The organism is Pseudomonas sp. TNT3 (genome assembly GCF_010095445.2).
Classification (GTDB): Bacteria; Pseudomonadota; Gammaproteobacteria; order Pseudomonadales; family Pseudomonadaceae; genus Aquipseudomonas.
The window spans coordinates 1-15,593 of record NZ_WFGV02000025.1; the positions used below are offsets into that span (position 1 = coordinate 1).

Sequence of the window (15,593 nt, forward strand, 5' to 3'; positions counted from 1 at the left end):
CGGCGACCGCTGCGCCGCCGGTGTCCCGCCGCGCCTGCTGTTGATCGATGATCTGGCCACTGACGAAACCGTGCTTGAACAGTTCCTGGGAACGCTTGAGCTCTTGTTGCGCGAGCAGTTGTTCGCTCTGGCGCAATTGCACGTTGGCCTGGGCGGCGGCGAGATTCTCCCGGGCGCGCAATACTTCGGCTTCGGCCTGATTGCGTTGGGCTTCAAGGGTGCGGGTGTCCATGCGGGCCAGCAGCTGGCCTTTGCTGACCTTGTCGCCTTCATCGACGAGTACTTCGGCCAGTCGCCCGGGTGTTTTACTGGCGATCTGTACTTCGGTGGCTTCGAGGCGGCCATTGCCGACGTACAAACCTTCGGGCAATCGGTCATGCGTCGACTTCCAGTAGCCAAAGCCCCCGGCACCCAGCAGCAGTATCACTAAAGCAGTGACAAACAATATTGAAGAGCGACTGTGCGTAGACATGCGGGCATCCTGCGGCTGTTGCGTCCTAGTCTGGTTGATCTAACGCCGGGGCGAGTTGATACCAGTCAACTGAGGGGCAGCCTAACTCTATTGAGCGCAGAAAAGAGGATGACCGGGTGGTTCTGCCTATTTAACGTAAATCGAGTACCGCTGCCCATTGCTCGTCCGTCACCGGCATCACCGACAATCTCGACCCCTTCTGCACCAGCGGCATCTCGGCCAGCGCGGTCTGTTGCTTCAGATAATCCAGCTTAAGCAACCTGGGAAACGTCTCGACATGCGCGACATCGATCGCGCTCCAGGCGTTTTTCTCAGGCGTGGCCTTCGGATCGTAATAATGACTCTCTGGCTCCAGCGCCGTCGGGTCCGGATACGCCGCTTCGACAATCTTTCCGATCCCGGCAATACCGGGCTCAGGGCAACTGGAGTGATAAAAGAAAAACTCGTCACCCACCGCCATGGCTCGCAGGAAATTGCGCGCCTGGTAGTTGCGAACACCGTCCCAGCGCGCGCTGCCAAGCTTCTCCAGATCTTTGATCGAGAGCTCGTCGGGCTCGGATTTCATCAGCCAATAGGCCATGGTTTTGCTCCTTGCGGGTTGAGTGGGCAAGTTGTCAGGCAATTTTATGACAAACCGACAGTCGGTTGACGCCAGCGTTTGCGTGTAGGGTCACGTTGTCGCAAAATGCCGGCCTTCTTAGCTTGACGCTGCTGCACGGCCTACAACGGAAACCGCTGCTGTCATCGTGTTGATGTGCCTTTGGGGGGCAATCGATGAAACGCAAACCGGATTTACTATGGATATTGGTTATTTTGTTCGGTCTCGGCGTCGTGACCACCGGCTATGCCCAAAGCCTGTGGAACAACAACCCCGATGCGCCGATTGAAATCGCTCAGCAACAACAGCCGTCGGCTTACAAGCGCTAGACCTGTCTTTCGACGCCGCACCTGTAGGAGCAAAGCTTGCTCGCGATGACGGCGTCACATTCAACATCGATGCGCCTGAAAACCCCCTGCCGCGAGCAAGCTTTTCCTTTGCAGGGCTAACCTGCGAAATACCACGCCTTGTCTGTCACCGTTCCTTGCAACGGCACATCCCAGCTCGCCTGAGCCAGCCGCTCGACCTTCTGACATTCATGGGCCAGTCCCAACAGCGTCGGCTTGCGCCAGTTTTTGCGTCGGGCCATGTACGCCAGGCTTCGATCGTAGAAGCCGCCACCCATCCCCAGTCGTCCACCGACATCGTCAAACCCCACCAAGGGCAACAGCACAAGGTCCAGCGTCCAGACTTTTCGTTGGCGGGCAACGTTGTGCCGGGGTTCAAGGATGTGGAAGCGGTTGGGTATGAGCTTTTCGCCCGGGCGGATCCGCTGGAACACCATTTTGGTTCGCGGCCAGGCACTGAGCACCGGCAGGTACGTCGCTTTGCCCCGACGTTGAGCGGCACGCAGCAGCAGGCGCGGGTCTATTTCACCGTCGGTGGGCAAATAAAGGGAGAGGTGTCTGGCGCGGCGAAACAGCGGGTGCTGGGCCAATTGCTTATACAGCCCGCGAGCGGCCTGGCGTTGCTGACTGGGTGTGAGTGCGCGGCGGGCCTTGCGCAGCATGCGTCGAAGTTGCGGGCGGGGAAGCAGCGCAGGTTCGGTCATGAATTCGGGCTCGGGAGGGCGGGTACTCAAATCGTACCCGTAAAAAAGCCGATGCCGGTATTTAAACCGGCATCGGACTGGAATCAGGCTCCCCGGATGAACCGCTGCTGACTTAGCCCTTGAACCCGAAAGTTCAAGGTGGAAGATGCAGTAGGCTTTAAGGCTTTCCGTCTAGCGGACATGCACACCAGCCCAACGTGCAACCTCCAGGGTAGTGCGAATCGGCTCAGGGACGTGGTCAACTGGCAAGCACCCCAGGGAGTGATGCGAGTATACCTCAAGCTGTTTCGCGTTTCAGCCCTTGGTGACGTCCGGATCGGTCGCGAGCACCAGATCGACACGATCCAGAAGGTCGCGAACCTGCTCTCGCGTCGAGCCGCTGGCCTGCACATCCGGGCGTTCTTCCTTGTGCAGAAGATCGTGGGTGATGTTCAGCGCAGCCATCACGGCGATGCGGTCGGCGCCGATGACTTTGCCGCTGCTGCGGATTTCGCGCATCTTGCCGTCCAGGTAACGGGCGGCGCTCACCAGATTGCTGCGCTCTTCCTGGGGGCAGATGATCGAATATTCTTTATCGAGGATCTGCACGGTAACGCTATTGCTTGAACTCATGAGTCTTGCTCCAGGGCCTTGAGGCGCGAAATCATCGATTCGACCTTACGCCGGGCGATTTCGTTTTTTTCAATGAGGTGCGCGCGTTCCTCGCGCCAGGTCTTTTCCTGAGCTAATAGGAGTCCGTTTTGGCTCTTTAGTTGCTCGACTCGGTCAATTAGCAACTCGAGTCTCGCCATCAGCGCTTGCAGGTCTGTGTCTTCCATTGTGTCCACTGAGATTGTGTCTAGTGTGTGGTAGCTGGCGGACAGCCTTTAATAGTCTTGGCGAGTCTGTCGATGTAGGATACAAGGCCTTCATTCTAGACATAGCGCCGTCTGGCGCCTAGCTGCCCATGCCCATTCAGAATTCCCCGTACCAAGCCTTCACCACCCTGCTGACTTCCAGCGGTCATAACGTCTCGCCTGCCGAACTGCATGGCCTGTTGCTCGGTCGCAGTTGCGCCGGTGCCGGCTTCGATGCCGAAGGCTGGCTGGTCGATGCCGCCGAGCTGCTCGAAAGCGAGCCGCAGGATAACGTCCGCAATGCCTTGATCGGCTTGCAGGAGATGGTCAAGGGCGAGCTTACCGGTGACGACGTGACCGTCGTACTGTTGCTGCCCACCGATGACGAGCCTCTGGCTGACCGTGCCGCTGCACTGGGCCAATGGTGCCAGGGCTTCCTCAGCGGTTTCGGCCTGAACTGCCGTGACAGCAGCATGCTGAGCCCTGAAGCCACGGAAGTGCTGCAGGATTTGGCGGCCATTTCCCAGGTGCAAGACGCCCTGGAAGAGTCCGACGACGGTGAAAGCGACTACATGGAAGTGATGGAGTACCTGCGCGTTGCACCGCTACTGCTGTTCAGCGAAACCAAAAAGCCGGATGCGCCTGCTGCTGCCAAGCCGTCACTGCATTAATCGACTGCCAGGGAACGCCATCTGCCCATGATTCATATCCCGAAATCGGAATACAGCCGTCGCCGCAAGGCCTTGATGGCGCAGATGGAACCCAACAGCATCGCCATTCTGCCCGCCGCCGCGGTTGCTATCCGCAATCGCGACGTCGAGCACGTCTACCGTCAGGACAGCGATTTTCAGTACCTGAGCGGTTTTCCCGAGCCCCAGGCTGTTCTCGTGTTGATGCCCGGACGCCTGCATGGCGAATACATCCTGTTCTGCCGTGAGCGCAATGCCGAACGCGAGTTGTGGGACGGTCTGCGTGCCGGTCAGGAAGGCGCCATTCGCGACTTCGGTGCTGACGATGCCTTTCCCATCACCGACATCGACGACATCCTGCCGGGCCTGATCGAAGGCCGCGACCGGGTCTATTCGGCCATGGGCAGTAACCCTGAGTTTGATCGGCACCTGATGGACTGGATCAACGTGATCCGCTCCAAAGCGCACCTTGGCGCCCAGCCGCCGAACGAATACGTTGCCCTGGATCATCTGCTGCACGACATGCGCCTGTATAAATCGGCGGCAGAAGTGAAGGTGATGCGCGAGGCCGCGCGGATTTCCGCCCAGGCGCACATCCGCGCGATGCAGGCCAGCCGGGCAGGGTTGTATGAGTTCAGTCTCGAAGCCGAGCTTGACTACGAGTTCCGCAAAGGCGGGGCCAAGATGCCGGCCTATGGTTCGATTGTCGCGGCGGGGCGCAATAGCTGCATCCTGCATTACCAGCAAAACGACGCGGTGCTCAAGGATGGTGACCTGGTGCTGATCGATGCAGGTTGTGAAATCGATTGCTACGCCAGCGATATCACCCGCACCTGGCCGGTCAACGGCAAGTATTCAGCGGAACAGAAGGCAATTTACGAGTTGGTGTTGGCCTCACAAGAAGCCGCATTTGCCGAAATTGCCCCGAACAAGCACTGGAACCAGGCCCATGAAGCAACGGTCCGGGTGATTACTTCGGGCCTGGTTGAACTGGGTCTGTTGCAGGGTGACGTAGACGAGCTGATCGCCAGCGAGGCGTACAAGGCGTTCTACATGCACCGCGCCGGTCACTGGCTGGGCATGGATGTGCATGACGTGGGCGAGTACCGGGTCGGCGGTGAATGGCGGGTGCTTGAGGTCGGCATGGCGTTGACGGTGGAGCCGGGTATCTACATCGCTCCGAACAACCAGAACGTAGCGAAAAAATGGCGTGGCATTGGCGTGCGCATCGAGGACGACGTAGTGGTGACCAAAACCGGTTGTGAAATCCTGACCCAAGGCGTACCGAAAACAGTCGCCGAGATCGAGGCCCTGATGGCCGCAGCAAGGACACAGGCGGCATGAGTCGGGTCAATCTGGCAATCATCGGGGGCGGTCTGGTCGGCGCCAGTCTGGCGTTGGCATTGCAGGCCGGGGCCAAGGCGCGAGGCTGGAAGATCGTGCTGATCGAGCCATTCGCTCCGGGTGATACCTACCAGCCGAGCTATGACGCCCGTTCTTCGGCGCTGTCCTTCGGCGCCCGACAAATTTATCAACGGCTGGGCGTGTGGCAGGAAATCTCCCGCCGCGCCGAGCCGATCAAGCAGATTCATGTTTCCGATCGCGGGCGTTTTTCCACCGCGCGGCTGTCGGCGATGGAAGAGGGCGTTCCGGCGCTCGGGTATGTGGTGGAAAACGCCTGGCTCGGTCAATGCCTCTGGCAAGGCCTGGACAAGGACGTGATCAGTTGGCGTTGCCCAGCGGAAGTCACCCGGATGGAACCGCTGACTGACGGCTACCGCCTGACCCTCAACGATGAAACCACCCTGGAATGTGACCTTGCGGTGCTGGCCGATGGCGGTCGTTCCGGGCTGCGCGAGCAACTGGGCATCGGCATCAAGAAGCGTCCGTACAACCAGAGTGCGCTGATCGCCAACATCACCCCGAGCGAATCCCACAACGGCGTGGCCTTCGAACGTTTTACCGACGATGGCCCGATGGCGTTGCTGCCGCTGCCGGACAATCGCTGCGCCCTGGTCTGGACCCGTCTGGGCATGGATGCGCAACGGCTGGCGGCGCTGGACGATCGTGACTTCCTCAGCGAGTTGCAGGGTGTGTTCGGTTATCGTCTCGGCACCCTGAAACAAGTCGGCGCGCGGCATTTGTACCCGCTGGCGTTGATCGAAGCCGAAGAACAGGTGCGCCCGCATCTGGCGATTCTCGGCAACGCCGCTCACAGCCTGCACCCGATTGCCGGACAAGGCTTCAACCTGTCGCTGCGTGATGCGCAGGCGCTGGCCGATGCGTTGCTGGCGAGCGAGACAGCGCCTGGCGACTTCGCCACGTTGCAGGCATACCGCGAGCGCCAGCGTCTGGATCAAAATCTGACCGTAGGCTTCTCCGATCAAGTGACCCGTCTTTTCGGCAGCACCCAGCCGCTGGTTTCCCTGGGCCGTAACCTCGGCCTGCTCGGTCTCGATCTGTTGCCGCCAGCCAAGCGCTGGTTTGCCCGGCAGGCCATGGGTTTGGGTACCCGTCCCGATGCTTAAGTGGCTCACCAGCAGGTTCGCAAAAGCGCGGTTGATGCGTTGGGCCATGACTTTCTACCCGCCGTATCTCGGCGCCGGTGTGCGGGTGCAGCACATCAGCGAAGATTTTCGCGATGTCCGGGTGTCCATGGGTCTGAGCTGGTACAACCGCAATTACGTTGGCACCCAGTTCGGCGGCAGCCTGTACTCGATGGTCGACCCGTTTTTCATGCTGATGCTGATGGAAAACCTGGGCCACCGTTACATCGTTTGGGACAAGGCCGCCGACATCGATTTCATTTCGCCGGGCAAAGGTCCGGTGTTCGCCCGCTTCACCATCGACGACACCTTGCTCGATGAGATCCGCCGGCAGACCGCCGATGGCGAAAAATACCTGCCGCAGTTGCAGGTCGATATTCACGACGGCGCGGGTCACTTGGTGGCGCGCGTCGGGAAAACCCTTTACGTGCGGCTCAAGCCGCAAGCGAGACAGGCTTAAAGCATGGACATGCGCGCAGATCTGCTGATTGTCGGGGCCGGAATGGTCGGCAGCGCCCTGGCGCTCGCGTTGCAGGACAGCGGGCTGCAAGTGCTGCTGCTGGACGGCAGCCCCATGAGCGTCAAACCGTTCGATAGCGAAGCACCGTTCGAGCCGCGAGTGAGTGCCTTGTCGACGGCCAGCCAGCGGATTCTGCAGCGTTTGGGTGTCTGGGAAGGCATCGAAAACCGACGCAGCAGTCCTTACTCCGACATGCATGTCTGGGACGGCAGCGGGACCGGGCAAATTCACTTCTCGGCCGCCAGTGTGCATGCCGAAGTACTCGGGCACATTGTCGAGAACCGCGTGGTTCAGGACGCTTTGCTTGACCGCTTGCATGACTGCGACTTGGGCATGCTGGCCCATGCTCGCCTGGAGCAGATGCGTCGCTCCGGGGATGACTGGTTGCTGACCCTTGCTGATGGCCGCACGTTGCGGGCTCCGCTGGTAATCGCTGCCGATGGTGCCAACTCGGCCGTGCGGCGCCTGACCGGCATGGCGACGCGGGAATGGGATTATATGCACCACGCCATCGTCACCAGCGTACGCAGTACCCAGCCTCATCAGATGACCGCCTGGCAGCGCTTCACCGATAACGGGCCGCTGGCGTTTCTGCCGCTGGAGCGCGATGGACAGCAGGACTGGTGCTCGATCGTCTGGTCGACCACCCCAAGTGAAGCCGAACGCTTGATGGCGCTGGATGAAGAAGTCTTTTGCCGGGAGCTCGAGCGGGCCTTTGAAGGCCGGCTTGGCAAGGTGATAAGCGCTGATCCGCGTCTGTGCGTTCCGCTGCGCCAGCGCCATGCCAAGCGTTATGTCCAGCAAGGCCTGGCGCTGATCGGCGATGCGGCCCACACCATTCACCCGCTGGCGGGGCAGGGCGTGAACCTTGGGTTCCTTGATGCCGCCGTGCTGGCCGAAGTACTGCTGCAAGCGGCCGCTCGCGGCGAACAACTGGCGGATGTCAAAGTGCTGAGCCGATACGAGCGTCGACGCATGCCTCATAACCTGGCGCTGATGGCGGCGATGGAAGGTTTCGAGCGATTGTTCCAGGCCGACCCGTTGCCGATGCGCTGGCTGCGCAACGCCGGTTTAAAGCTGGTTGATCAAATGCCCGAGGCCAAGGCGCTTTTTGTGCGTGAAGCGCTGGGCTTGACCGGGGACCTTCCGGCCTTAGCCAAACCCTAAGATCTACACAACCTTGGGGCGATTTCCGTCTGTGCAACATCTGGTAACGCCTCCGCGAACTGATCGATTGAGATGGTAAATGTGAGTCCTTATCATTTGCCCTCACTTTTCTATCGAGGGATCGCTCCCATGTTGGCACCGAAGCGTCTACTGACCGCAATCGCCCTGACCCTGATTGGCAGCACTGCCGCCCAGGCCGCCGACGAAGTGGTGGTTTACTCCTCCCGGATCGACGAGCTGATCAAGCCGGTCTTCGATGCCTACACCGCCAAAACCGGGGTGAAAATCAAATTCATCACCGACAAGGAAGCGCCGCTGATGCAGCGCATCAAGGCCGAAGGCGAGAACGCAACCGCCGACCTGCTGCTCACCGTCGATGCCGGGAACCTCTGGCAGGCCGAGCAGATGGGCATCCTCCAACCGTTCACCTCCAAGGTGATCGACGCCAATATTCCGCTGCAATACCGCTCTTCCGCCCATGCCTGGACCGGCCTGAGCCTGCGCGCCCGGACCATCGCCTATTCCACCGACCGCGTGAAACCGGGCGAGTTGACGACGTACGAGGGCCTGGCCGACAAAAACTGGGAAGGTCGCTTGTGCTTGCGTACGGCGAAGAAGGTCTACAACCAGTCCCTGACTGCCACCATGATCGAAGTCCACGGCGCCGACAAAACCGAGAAAATTCTCAAAGGCTGGGTGAATAACCTGTCCACCGACGTGTTCTCCGACGACATCGCGGTGCTGGAAGCGATCAACGCTGGCCAATGCGACGTCGGCATCGTCAACACTTACTACTACGGCCGCCTGCACAAGCAGAAGCCGGATCTGGCGGTGAAGCTGTTCTGGCCAAACCAGGGTGACCGTGGTGTGCACGTCAACTTGTCGGGCATCGGCCTGACCAAGCATGCGCCGCATCCAGAAGCAGCCAAGGCGTTGGTTGAGTGGATGACCACACCTGAAGCGCAGAAGATCTTTGCCGACGTAAACCAGGAATTCCCGGCCAACCCGGCTGTTCAGCCCTCCGCTGAAGTGGCGAGTTGGGGCAAGTTTGTCGCGGACACCTTGCCGGTGGAAATCGCGGGCAAGCGTCAGGCTGAAGCAATTCGCATGATGGATCGCGCTGGCTGGAACTGAGTCGCAACGTTCGAAGATCAAAAGATCGTCCGAACGCGGCCCGAGCCTTCGGCAGCTCCTACAGGGTGATCAATTTCAATGTAGGAGCTGCCGCAGGCTGCGATCTTTTTGGGTTTCACGTACATTTCGTTGATTTATCCCAGAGAGCTTTTCCTTGGCCCACCCCGCCCAACGCCGCTGGTATCCCCTGGTCTTCGCCATCGCTGCGCTGGTCCTGCTGCCACTAAGCGTCCTGTTTCTCTCCTGGCAAACCCTCGACACTCAAATCTGGTCCCACCTCTGGGAAACCCAGATGCCACGGCTGCTGGCCAACACATTAACCCTGGTGGTCGGTGTGGGTGTCGGCGTGACCTTGCTCGGTGTCAGCCTCGCCTGGCTCACCAGTCTTTGCGAATTCCCCGGTCGGCGCTGGCTGGATTGGGCATTGATGCTGCCGTTCGCGATTCCCGCGTATGTTCTGGCATTTGTCTTTGTTGGCTTGCTGGATTTCGCAGGCCCTGTGCAAACCTTGCTGCGCGAATGGTTCGGCACGGGGCTGCGGTTGCCTCGAGTTCGTTCGACCGGTGGCGTGATTCTGGTGCTGGTGCTGGTTTTCTATCCTTACGTTTACCTGTTGGCGCGCACGGCGTTCCTCGCCCAAGGTAAAGGCCTGATGGAAGCGGCCCGTGTCCTCGGACAATCGCCGTGGCAGGCGTTCTGGCGAGTCGCGTTGCCGATGGCGCGACCTGCCATCGGTGCAGGCGTGGCGTTGGCGTTGATGGAAACCCTGGCGGATTTTGGTGCGGTGTCGGTGTTTAACTTCGATACGTTTACCACCGCCATCTACAAAACCTGGTACGGGTTCTTCAGCCTTTCCACGGCGGCGCAACTCGCCAGTCTGTTGCTGCTGGTGGTGATGGTCGTGCTGTACGGCGAGCGTCGTGCACGCGGGGCCAACAGGGCGAGCAACGAACGACCACGCGTCAAAGCGCTGTACCACCTGCGCGGATTCAAAGCCGTGGCGGCCATGAGCTGGTGCGGTCTGGTGTTCGCGTGCGCCTTTGTCATTCCTATGCTGCAACTGGTCGTGTGGTTCTGGCAGCGCGGACGCTTTGACCTGGATGAGCGATATGCCGGGCTGATCCTTCATACCCTCTACCTGGGCGGCATCGCTGCATTGATCACCGTCAGCGTGGCCCTGGTGTTGGCATTTGCCCGTCGACTGGCACCCACGCAGGCGATCCGTTCCGGTGTCAGCCTGGCCAACCTCGGCTATGCGCTGCCAGGTTCGGTATTGGCCGTCTCGATCATGCTGGCATTCAGTTACCTGGATCGTGAACTGGTGATTCCGTTGTCAGGCTGGTTGGGAGGCGCTGGCAAGCCATTGCTGCTGGGCAGCCTGTCGGCACTGTTGCTGGCCTATCTGGTGCGGTTCATCGCGGTGGCCTACGGACCGCTTGAAAGCAGCCTGGCGCGAATACGGCCATCTTTGCCCGAAGCGGCACGTAGCCTGGGCGTCAGTGGACCTCGACTGTTTTTCAAAGTGTATCTGCCGTTGCTGCTGCCCGGAACGTTGAGTGCTGCGTTGCTGGTGTTCGTCGATGTGCTCAAGGAAATGCCCGCAACCCTGCTGATGCGCCCGTTTGGCTGGGATACGCTGGCGGTTCGCATCTTTGAAATGACCAGCGAGGGTGAGTGGGCGCGTGCGTCGTTGCCGGCACTGACCCTGGTTTTGGTCGGGTTGTTACCGGTCATCGGATTGATCCGACGTTCAGCGCATCGAAACGCCTAGGTGTCAGTCCTACACCTTGCAGCTACAATGCGCGGCATTCGGTGCGGCACGTCCTACAGACCAGGTCGCTGAAATCGGCTGAAAGCCCTCTATTTCAAGGCTTTCACTCCGTGCAGTACTTGCCCGCACCTTCGCCACGCCCGGAAGGAGAAACCCATGGGACAGCGTACGCCTCTGTATGACCTTCATCTCGCCCTCGGCGCGAAGATGGTCGATTTTGGCGGTTGGGATATGCCTCTGCATTACGGCTCGCAGGTCGAGGAACACCATCAGGTGCGCCGCGATTGCGGGGTTTTCGATGTATCCCACATGACCGTGATCGATATCGGCGGCCCCCAGGCCAAAGCCTGGCTCCAGCATTTGCTGAGCAATGACGTCGGACGACTGCACAGCCCGGGACGTGCGCTGTACAGCACTATGCTCAATGAGCATGGCGGTATCGTCGACGATATGATCGTCTACCGTCTTGAAGACGGTTATCGTCTGGTGGTCAATGCGTCCACTCGCGATCAGGACCTGGCCTGGATGCAGTCACATCTCGGCAGCTTCGATGTCACGCTCAATGAGCGCGCGGAGCTGGCGATGCTGGCCATTCAGGGACCCCAGGCCCGACACAAGATCTCCGAACTCGTCACCCAGTCTCGCGGCAACCTGATCCAGATGCTCAAGCCATTCGAAGGTTTGCCGGACGGTGACTGGTTCATCGCGCGCACCGGCTACACCGGCGAAGACGGTCTGGAAATCATCCTGCCAGCGCATCAGGCCCCCGGATTCTTCAACGATCTGGTTGGCGCGGGGATTTCGCCGATCGGCCTTGGCGCGCGGGATACCCTGCGGGTCGAAGCCGGGATGAACCTGTATGGCCAGGACATTCACCAGGACGTTTCGCCGCTGGCGTCCAATATGGCCTGGAGCATTGCCTGGGAGCCGGCCACGCGCCAGTTCATCGGCCGTACTGCTTTGGAAGCCGAGCGAGCGGGTGGTATTCAGCACAAATTGGTCGGTCTGGTGCTTGAAGAACGCGGGGTATTGCGCGCTCATCAGGTGGTTCGGATCGCAGATGTTGGCGAAGGAGAGATCACCAGTGGTAGTTTCTCTCCTACGCTAAGCAAGTCTATTGCACTGGCGCGCGTGCCGATGGCGACAGCCGACCGCGCAGAAGTGGAAATCCGTGGCAAGTGGTACCCGGTCCGAGTGGTCAAACCGACCTTCGTACGCCACGGCAAAACCTTGATTTAACCTTTTCCGGCGGGCATGACCGCTGACCATTTTTTGAGGACACAGAACATGAGCGATATTCCTGCCGACCTGCGTTTTGCCGAAAGTCACGAATGGGCCCGTCTTGAAGCCGATGGCACTGTCACCGTGGGCATCAGCGATCACGCGCAGGAAGCGCTGGGCGATGTGGTGTTTGTAGAGCTGACCGAAGTCGGAACCGTCTTCGCTGCGGGTGATCAATCCGGTGTCGTTGAGTCGGTAAAAGCCGCCTCCGACATTTACTCCCCGGTGGCCGGTGAAGTGGTCGCAGTCAACGAAGAGCTGAGCGCCAACCCGGAGCTGCTGAACTCCGACCCGTACGGCGCCTGGATCTTCAAGCTCAAGCCAAGCAACGCTGCCGACCTGGACAAGCTGCTCGACGCGGCTGGCTACAAGGCTGCCATCGGCGAGTAAGCGTTTAGCGTCACCCCCAAAGCCCCGACCTGTCGGGGCTTTTTTGTGGGCGCTGAATAAGCCCGCTCGCGCAGGGTTCGCTGTTGGCACTGACTGCTATGCTGGTTTGACCGTGTTGCATCGACGCAGAGCGCCAGTCAAGAGAGAGCCCGTCATGTCCCAGTTGCCGTCCTTGAGCCAGTTACGCGACCCCAACGCCTTTCTTCGCCGCCACCTCGGGCCCGATGCCGCCGAGCAGCAGGCGATGCTCGACAGTCTGGGCGTGGGCAGTCGGATTGAGCTCATCGAACAGACGGTGCCACCGGGAATTCGCCTGAACCGTGAGCTCGATCTGCCGCCTGCCCTCGACGAAGAGGCCGCCCTGGCCAAGCTTCGGGGTTACGCCGAACAGAACCAGATCTGGACCAGCCTGATCGGCATGGGCTACCACGGCACCCTCACGCCGGCCGTGATTTTGCGAAACGTGCTGGAAAATCCTGGCTGGTACACCGCCTACACGCCGTACCAGCCAGAGATTGCCCAAGGACGTCTGGAGGCGCTGCTGAATTTCCAGCAATTGATCATCGACCTCACGGGCCTGGAGCTGGCCAACGCTTCACTACTGGATGAAGCAACCGCCGCAGCAGAAGCCATGGCGCTGGCCAAACGGGTTGCCAAGTCCAAAAGCAATCTGTTCTTCGTCGACGAAAACTGCCATCCGCAGACCATTTCTGTGGTGCAGACCCGTGCAGAAGGCTTCGGTTTCGAGCTGATCATCGACGCGGTGGACAACTTGAAGCAGCACCAGGTGTTTGGCGCGCTGCTGCAGTATCCCGACACCCATGGCGAAATTCGCGATCTGCGGCCGGTGATCGACCAGTTGCATGCCCAGCAAGCGCTGGCTTGCGTCGCAACCGACCTGCTAAGCCTGCTGCTGCTGACGCCACCAGGGGAATTGGGTGCAGACGTGGTCTTCGGCTCCTCCCAGCGATTCGGCGTGCCCATGGGGTACGGCGGACCACACGCGGCGTTCTTCGCCAGTCGTGATGAATACAAGCGCGCAATTCCGGGGCGGATCATCGGTGTCTCCAAAGACGCTCGCGGCAACGTCGCGTTGCGCATGGCCCTGCAAACCCGCGAACAACATATCCGACGAGAAAAAGCCAACTCGAACATTTGCACAGCCCAAGTGTTACTCGCCAATATCGCCAGCTTTTACGCGGTCTACCACGGTCCGGAAGGCCTTAAACGAATTGCCCAGCGGGTTCATCGCCTGACCTGCCTCCTGGCGACGGGGCTTGAGAGACATGGCGTCACGAGAATCAATCAACACTTCTTCGACACCCTGACGCTGGAGGTCGGTGGCACTCAAACCGCGATCATTGAAAGTGCCAACGCCGCCCGGATCAATTTGCGCATTCTGGGGCGCGGGAAACTGGGCCTGAGCCTGGACGAAACTTGCGACGAATCCACCGTCGCCAAGTTGTTTGATGTGTTTCTAGGTGCCGATCATGGGCTCAGGGTCGACGAACTGGATGCTGAAACGCTCTCGGTCGGCATTCCGGACGCATTGCTGCGCACTTCGCCTTATCTGCGCCACCCGGTGTTCAGCGCCCACCACAGCGAAACCGAGATGCTGCGCTATCTCAAACAGCTGGAAAACAAGGACCTGGCGCTCAACCAGTCGATGATTCCGCTGGGTTCCTGCACCATGAAACTCAATGCCACCAGCGAGATGATCCCGATCACCTGGCCGCAGTTTGCCAACCTGCACCCCTTTGCGCCGAAAGAGCAGGCTGTCGGTTACTCGCTGATGATCGAGGAGCTGGAGCGCTGGCTCTGCGCAATTACCGGTTTCGATGCGATCTGCATGCAGCCCAACTCCGGCGCCCAAGGCGAGTACGCAGGCTTGCTGGCGATTCGCAAATACCACGAGAGCCGCCATGAGGGCGCGCGGGATATTTGCCTGATTCCGTCCTCGGCACACGGCACCAACCCCGCGTCGGCACAAATGGCCGGCATGCGCGTGGTGATCGTCGAGTGTGACCAGGCGGGCAACGTCGATCTGGATGACCTGAAGGACAAAGCAGCGACCGCCGGCGATAAACTCGCCTGCCTGATGGCGACTTATCCGTCGACCCACGGCGTGTATGAAGAGGGCATCAACGAGATCTGCGAGGTTGTCCACAGCCAGGGTGGCCAGGTGTACATGGATGGCGCCAACCTGAACGCTCAGGTCGGGCTGGCGCGGCCGGCGGACATTGGCGCTGATGTTTCTCACATGAATTTGCACAAAACCTTTTGCATCCCACACGGCGGTGGCGGCCCGGGCATGGGGCCGATTGGTGTGCGGGCGCATTTGGCGCCGTTCGTGGCCAACCATCCGGTGATACCAATTGACGGTCCTCTGCCGCAGAACGGCGCGGTAAGTGCCGCGCCGTGGGGCAGCGCAAGCATTCTGCCCATCAGCTGGATGTACATCGCCATGATGGGGCCGCAACTGGCGGATGCCAGCGAGGTAGCGATTCTCGCGGCCAATTACCTGGCTCGGCATCTGTCCGGTGCCTTTCCAGTGCTTTACACCGGACGCAATGAGCGTGTGGCTCACGAATGCATCCTCGATTTACGACCACTCAAGGCGCTGACCGGGATCACCGAAGAGGACGTCGCCAAGCGGCTGATGGACTATGGCTTCCATGCGCCGACCATGTCGTTTCCGGTCCCGGGGACCTTGATGGTCGAACCGACCGAAAGCGAGTCGAAAGCCGAGCTGGACCGGTTTATCGGCGCGATGTTGAGCATTCGCGCGGAAATCACCGAAGTGCAGAACGGCAACTGGCCGGCCGAAGACAACCCACTCAAAGGTGCGCCGCATACGCTGGCGGATGTCACAGGGGTGTGGGAACGGCCCTATACCATCGAACAGGCAGTAACGCCGGATGCACACACCAAGGCTCACAAGTACTGGCCGGCAGTGAACCGGGTGGACAACGTCTATGGCGATCGAAACCTGTTCTGCGCCTGCGTTCCGGTGGATGAATACCGCTAATTTTTCAGGCCGCAGGGTGTTTTGTATCAGGCAAAAAGCGCGACACTACACCCGTGGCGAGGGAGTTAACTCCCGCTGGGCTGCGCAGCAGCCCCCTGCTTATCAGGTAA

The 15,593-nt window shown here is 60.1% G+C and carries 16 protein-coding genes and 1 other RNA gene; 11 read left to right on the plus strand and 6 right to left on the minus strand.

The genetic code is table 11. The annotated features are described in order from the left end of the window. Positions 1-472 (minus strand): biotin/lipoyl-binding protein (locus GBC55_RS15910; protein ID WP_247266930.1); only part of this gene is annotated, 472 nt, incomplete at its 3' end. Between the two features lie 130 nt (positions 473-602). Beyond that, positions 603-1,052: an EVE domain-containing protein gene (locus tag GBC55_RS15915; protein WP_162438432.1), complete on the minus strand. Its 450-nt coding sequence runs from the start codon at positions 1,050-1,052 to the stop codon at positions 603-605. Between the two features lie 194 nt (positions 1,053-1,246). Here GBC55_RS15915 and GBC55_RS15920 point away from each other — a divergent pair, with 194 nt between their 5' ends. Next, positions 1,247-1,399, plus strand: coding sequence for a hypothetical protein (locus tag GBC55_RS15920; RefSeq protein ID WP_178114307.1), 153 nt, complete (start codon positions 1,247-1,249; stop codon positions 1,397-1,399). 116 nt (positions 1,400-1,515) lie between these two features. Here GBC55_RS15920 and GBC55_RS15925 read toward each other — a convergent pair whose 3' ends face one another. The 4 genes from GBC55_RS15925 to GBC55_RS15940 form a co-directional block, all read right to left on the minus strand. Next, positions 1,516-2,121, minus strand: coding sequence for a 5-formyltetrahydrofolate cyclo-ligase (locus GBC55_RS15925; RefSeq protein ID WP_162438431.1), 606 nt, complete (start codon positions 2,119-2,121; stop codon positions 1,516-1,518). A gap of 85 nt (positions 2,122-2,206) precedes the next feature. Continuing rightward, positions 2,207-2,385: non-coding RNA, 6S RNA (gene ssrS, locus GBC55_RS15930), on the minus strand. A 30-nt stretch (positions 2,386-2,415) separates the two neighbouring features. Further along, positions 2,416-2,733, minus strand: a complete 318-nt coding sequence (locus GBC55_RS15935; protein WP_007942435.1) for a cell division protein ZapA — start codon at positions 2,731-2,733, stop codon at positions 2,416-2,418. Beyond that, the gene (locus GBC55_RS15940; protein WP_003177365.1) at positions 2,730-2,939 is read right to left on the minus strand and encodes a TIGR02449 family protein; all 210 of its coding nucleotides are present in this window, start codon (positions 2,937-2,939) and stop codon (positions 2,730-2,732) included. Before GBC55_RS15940 ends, GBC55_RS15935 begins: the two co-directional genes overlap by 4 nt. Positions 2,940-3,067: 128 nt before the next feature. Between GBC55_RS15940 and GBC55_RS15945 the strand changes: the two genes are divergently transcribed. The 10 genes from GBC55_RS15945 to gcvP all read left to right on the plus strand — a co-directional run bounded on the left by GBC55_RS15945 (position 3,068) and on the right by gcvP (position 15,483). Beyond that, positions 3,068-3,628, plus strand: coding sequence for a YecA family protein (locus tag GBC55_RS15945; protein ID WP_162438430.1), 561 nt, complete (start codon positions 3,068-3,070; stop codon positions 3,626-3,628). A 27-nt stretch (positions 3,629-3,655) separates the two neighbouring features. Beyond that, positions 3,656-4,990, plus strand: a complete 1,335-nt coding sequence (gene pepP / locus GBC55_RS15950; RefSeq protein WP_162438429.1) for a Xaa-Pro aminopeptidase — start codon at positions 3,656-3,658, stop codon at positions 4,988-4,990. Continuing rightward, entirely contained in the window at positions 4,987-6,174 is a 1,188-nt protein-coding gene (gene ubiH / locus GBC55_RS15955) for a 2-octaprenyl-6-methoxyphenyl hydroxylase (RefSeq protein WP_162438428.1), read from the plus strand. Before pepP ends, ubiH begins: the two co-directional genes overlap by 4 nt. Beyond that, complete coding sequence (locus tag GBC55_RS15960) at positions 6,167-6,652, plus strand: DUF4442 domain-containing protein (protein ID WP_162438427.1); 486 nt, start codon at positions 6,167-6,169, stop codon at positions 6,650-6,652. Before ubiH ends, GBC55_RS15960 begins: the two co-directional genes overlap by 8 nt. Before the next feature lie 9 nt (positions 6,653-6,661). Continuing rightward, positions 6,662-7,879, plus strand: coding sequence for a 2-octaprenyl-3-methyl-6-methoxy-1,4-benzoquinol hydroxylase (locus GBC55_RS15965; protein WP_178114309.1), 1,218 nt, complete (start codon positions 6,662-6,664; stop codon positions 7,877-7,879). Between the two features lie 129 nt (positions 7,880-8,008). Further along, complete coding sequence (locus GBC55_RS15970) at positions 8,009-9,013, plus strand: extracellular solute-binding protein (protein ID WP_162438425.1); 1,005 nt, start codon at positions 8,009-8,011, stop codon at positions 9,011-9,013. Positions 9,014-9,167: 154 nt separating this feature from the next. Next, positions 9,168-10,784: an iron ABC transporter permease gene (locus GBC55_RS15975; protein WP_162438424.1), complete on the plus strand. Its 1,617-nt coding sequence runs from the start codon at positions 9,168-9,170 to the stop codon at positions 10,782-10,784. Between the two features lie 156 nt (positions 10,785-10,940). Beyond that, positions 10,941-12,023, plus strand: coding sequence for a glycine cleavage system aminomethyltransferase GcvT (gene gcvT / locus GBC55_RS15980; RefSeq protein WP_162438423.1), 1,083 nt, complete (start codon positions 10,941-10,943; stop codon positions 12,021-12,023). Between the two features lie 48 nt (positions 12,024-12,071). Next, positions 12,072-12,455: a glycine cleavage system protein GcvH gene (gene gcvH, locus GBC55_RS15985; RefSeq protein ID WP_162438422.1), complete on the plus strand. Its 384-nt coding sequence runs from the start codon at positions 12,072-12,074 to the stop codon at positions 12,453-12,455. 154 nt (positions 12,456-12,609) lie between these two features. After that, complete coding sequence (gene gcvP, locus GBC55_RS15990; RefSeq protein WP_162438421.1) at positions 12,610-15,483, plus strand: aminomethyl-transferring glycine dehydrogenase; 2,874 nt, start codon at positions 12,610-12,612, stop codon at positions 15,481-15,483. The last annotated feature ends 110 nt before the right edge of the window (positions 15,484-15,593 follow it).

What these genes read in the sequence shown, in the direction of transcription:
- GBC55_RS15960 (WP_162438427.1), top strand. Translation starts at nt 6,167, where the DNA reads ATGCTTAAGTGGCTCACCAGCAGGTTCGCAAAAGCGCGGTTGATGCGT.
- GBC55_RS15965 (WP_178114309.1), top strand. Translation starts at nt 6,662, where the DNA reads ATGCGCGCAGATCTGCTGATTGTCGGGGCCGGAATGGTCGGCAGCGCC.
- GBC55_RS15940 (WP_003177365.1), bottom strand. Translation starts at nt 2,939, where the DNA reads ATGGAAGACACAGACCTGCAAGCGCTGATGGCGAGACTCGAGTTGCTA.
- GBC55_RS15915 (WP_162438432.1), bottom strand. Translation starts at nt 1,052, where the DNA reads ATGGCCTATTGGCTGATGAAATCCGAGCCCGACGAGCTCTCGATCAAA.
- GBC55_RS15920 (WP_178114307.1), top strand. Translation starts at nt 1,247, where the DNA reads ATGAAACGCAAACCGGATTTACTATGGATATTGGTTATTTTGTTCGGT.
- gcvP (WP_162438421.1), top strand. Translation starts at nt 12,610, where the DNA reads ATGTCCCAGTTGCCGTCCTTGAGCCAGTTACGCGACCCCAACGCCTTT.
- gcvH (WP_162438422.1), top strand. Translation starts at nt 12,072, where the DNA reads ATGAGCGATATTCCTGCCGACCTGCGTTTTGCCGAAAGTCACGAATGG.
- gcvT (WP_162438423.1), top strand. Translation starts at nt 10,941, where the DNA reads ATGGGACAGCGTACGCCTCTGTATGACCTTCATCTCGCCCTCGGCGCG.
- ubiH (WP_162438428.1), top strand. Translation starts at nt 4,987, where the DNA reads ATGAGTCGGGTCAATCTGGCAATCATCGGGGGCGGTCTGGTCGGCGCC.
- GBC55_RS15945 (WP_162438430.1), top strand. Translation starts at nt 3,068, where the DNA reads ATGCCCATTCAGAATTCCCCGTACCAAGCCTTCACCACCCTGCTGACT.
- GBC55_RS15935 (WP_007942435.1), bottom strand. Translation starts at nt 2,733, where the DNA reads ATGAGTTCAAGCAATAGCGTTACCGTGCAGATCCTCGATAAAGAATAT.
- GBC55_RS15925 (WP_162438431.1), bottom strand. Translation starts at nt 2,121, where the DNA reads ATGACCGAACCTGCGCTGCTTCCCCGCCCGCAACTTCGACGCATGCTG.
- pepP (WP_162438429.1), top strand. Translation starts at nt 3,656, where the DNA reads ATGATTCATATCCCGAAATCGGAATACAGCCGTCGCCGCAAGGCCTTG.
- GBC55_RS15970 (WP_162438425.1), top strand. Translation starts at nt 8,009, where the DNA reads ATGTTGGCACCGAAGCGTCTACTGACCGCAATCGCCCTGACCCTGATT.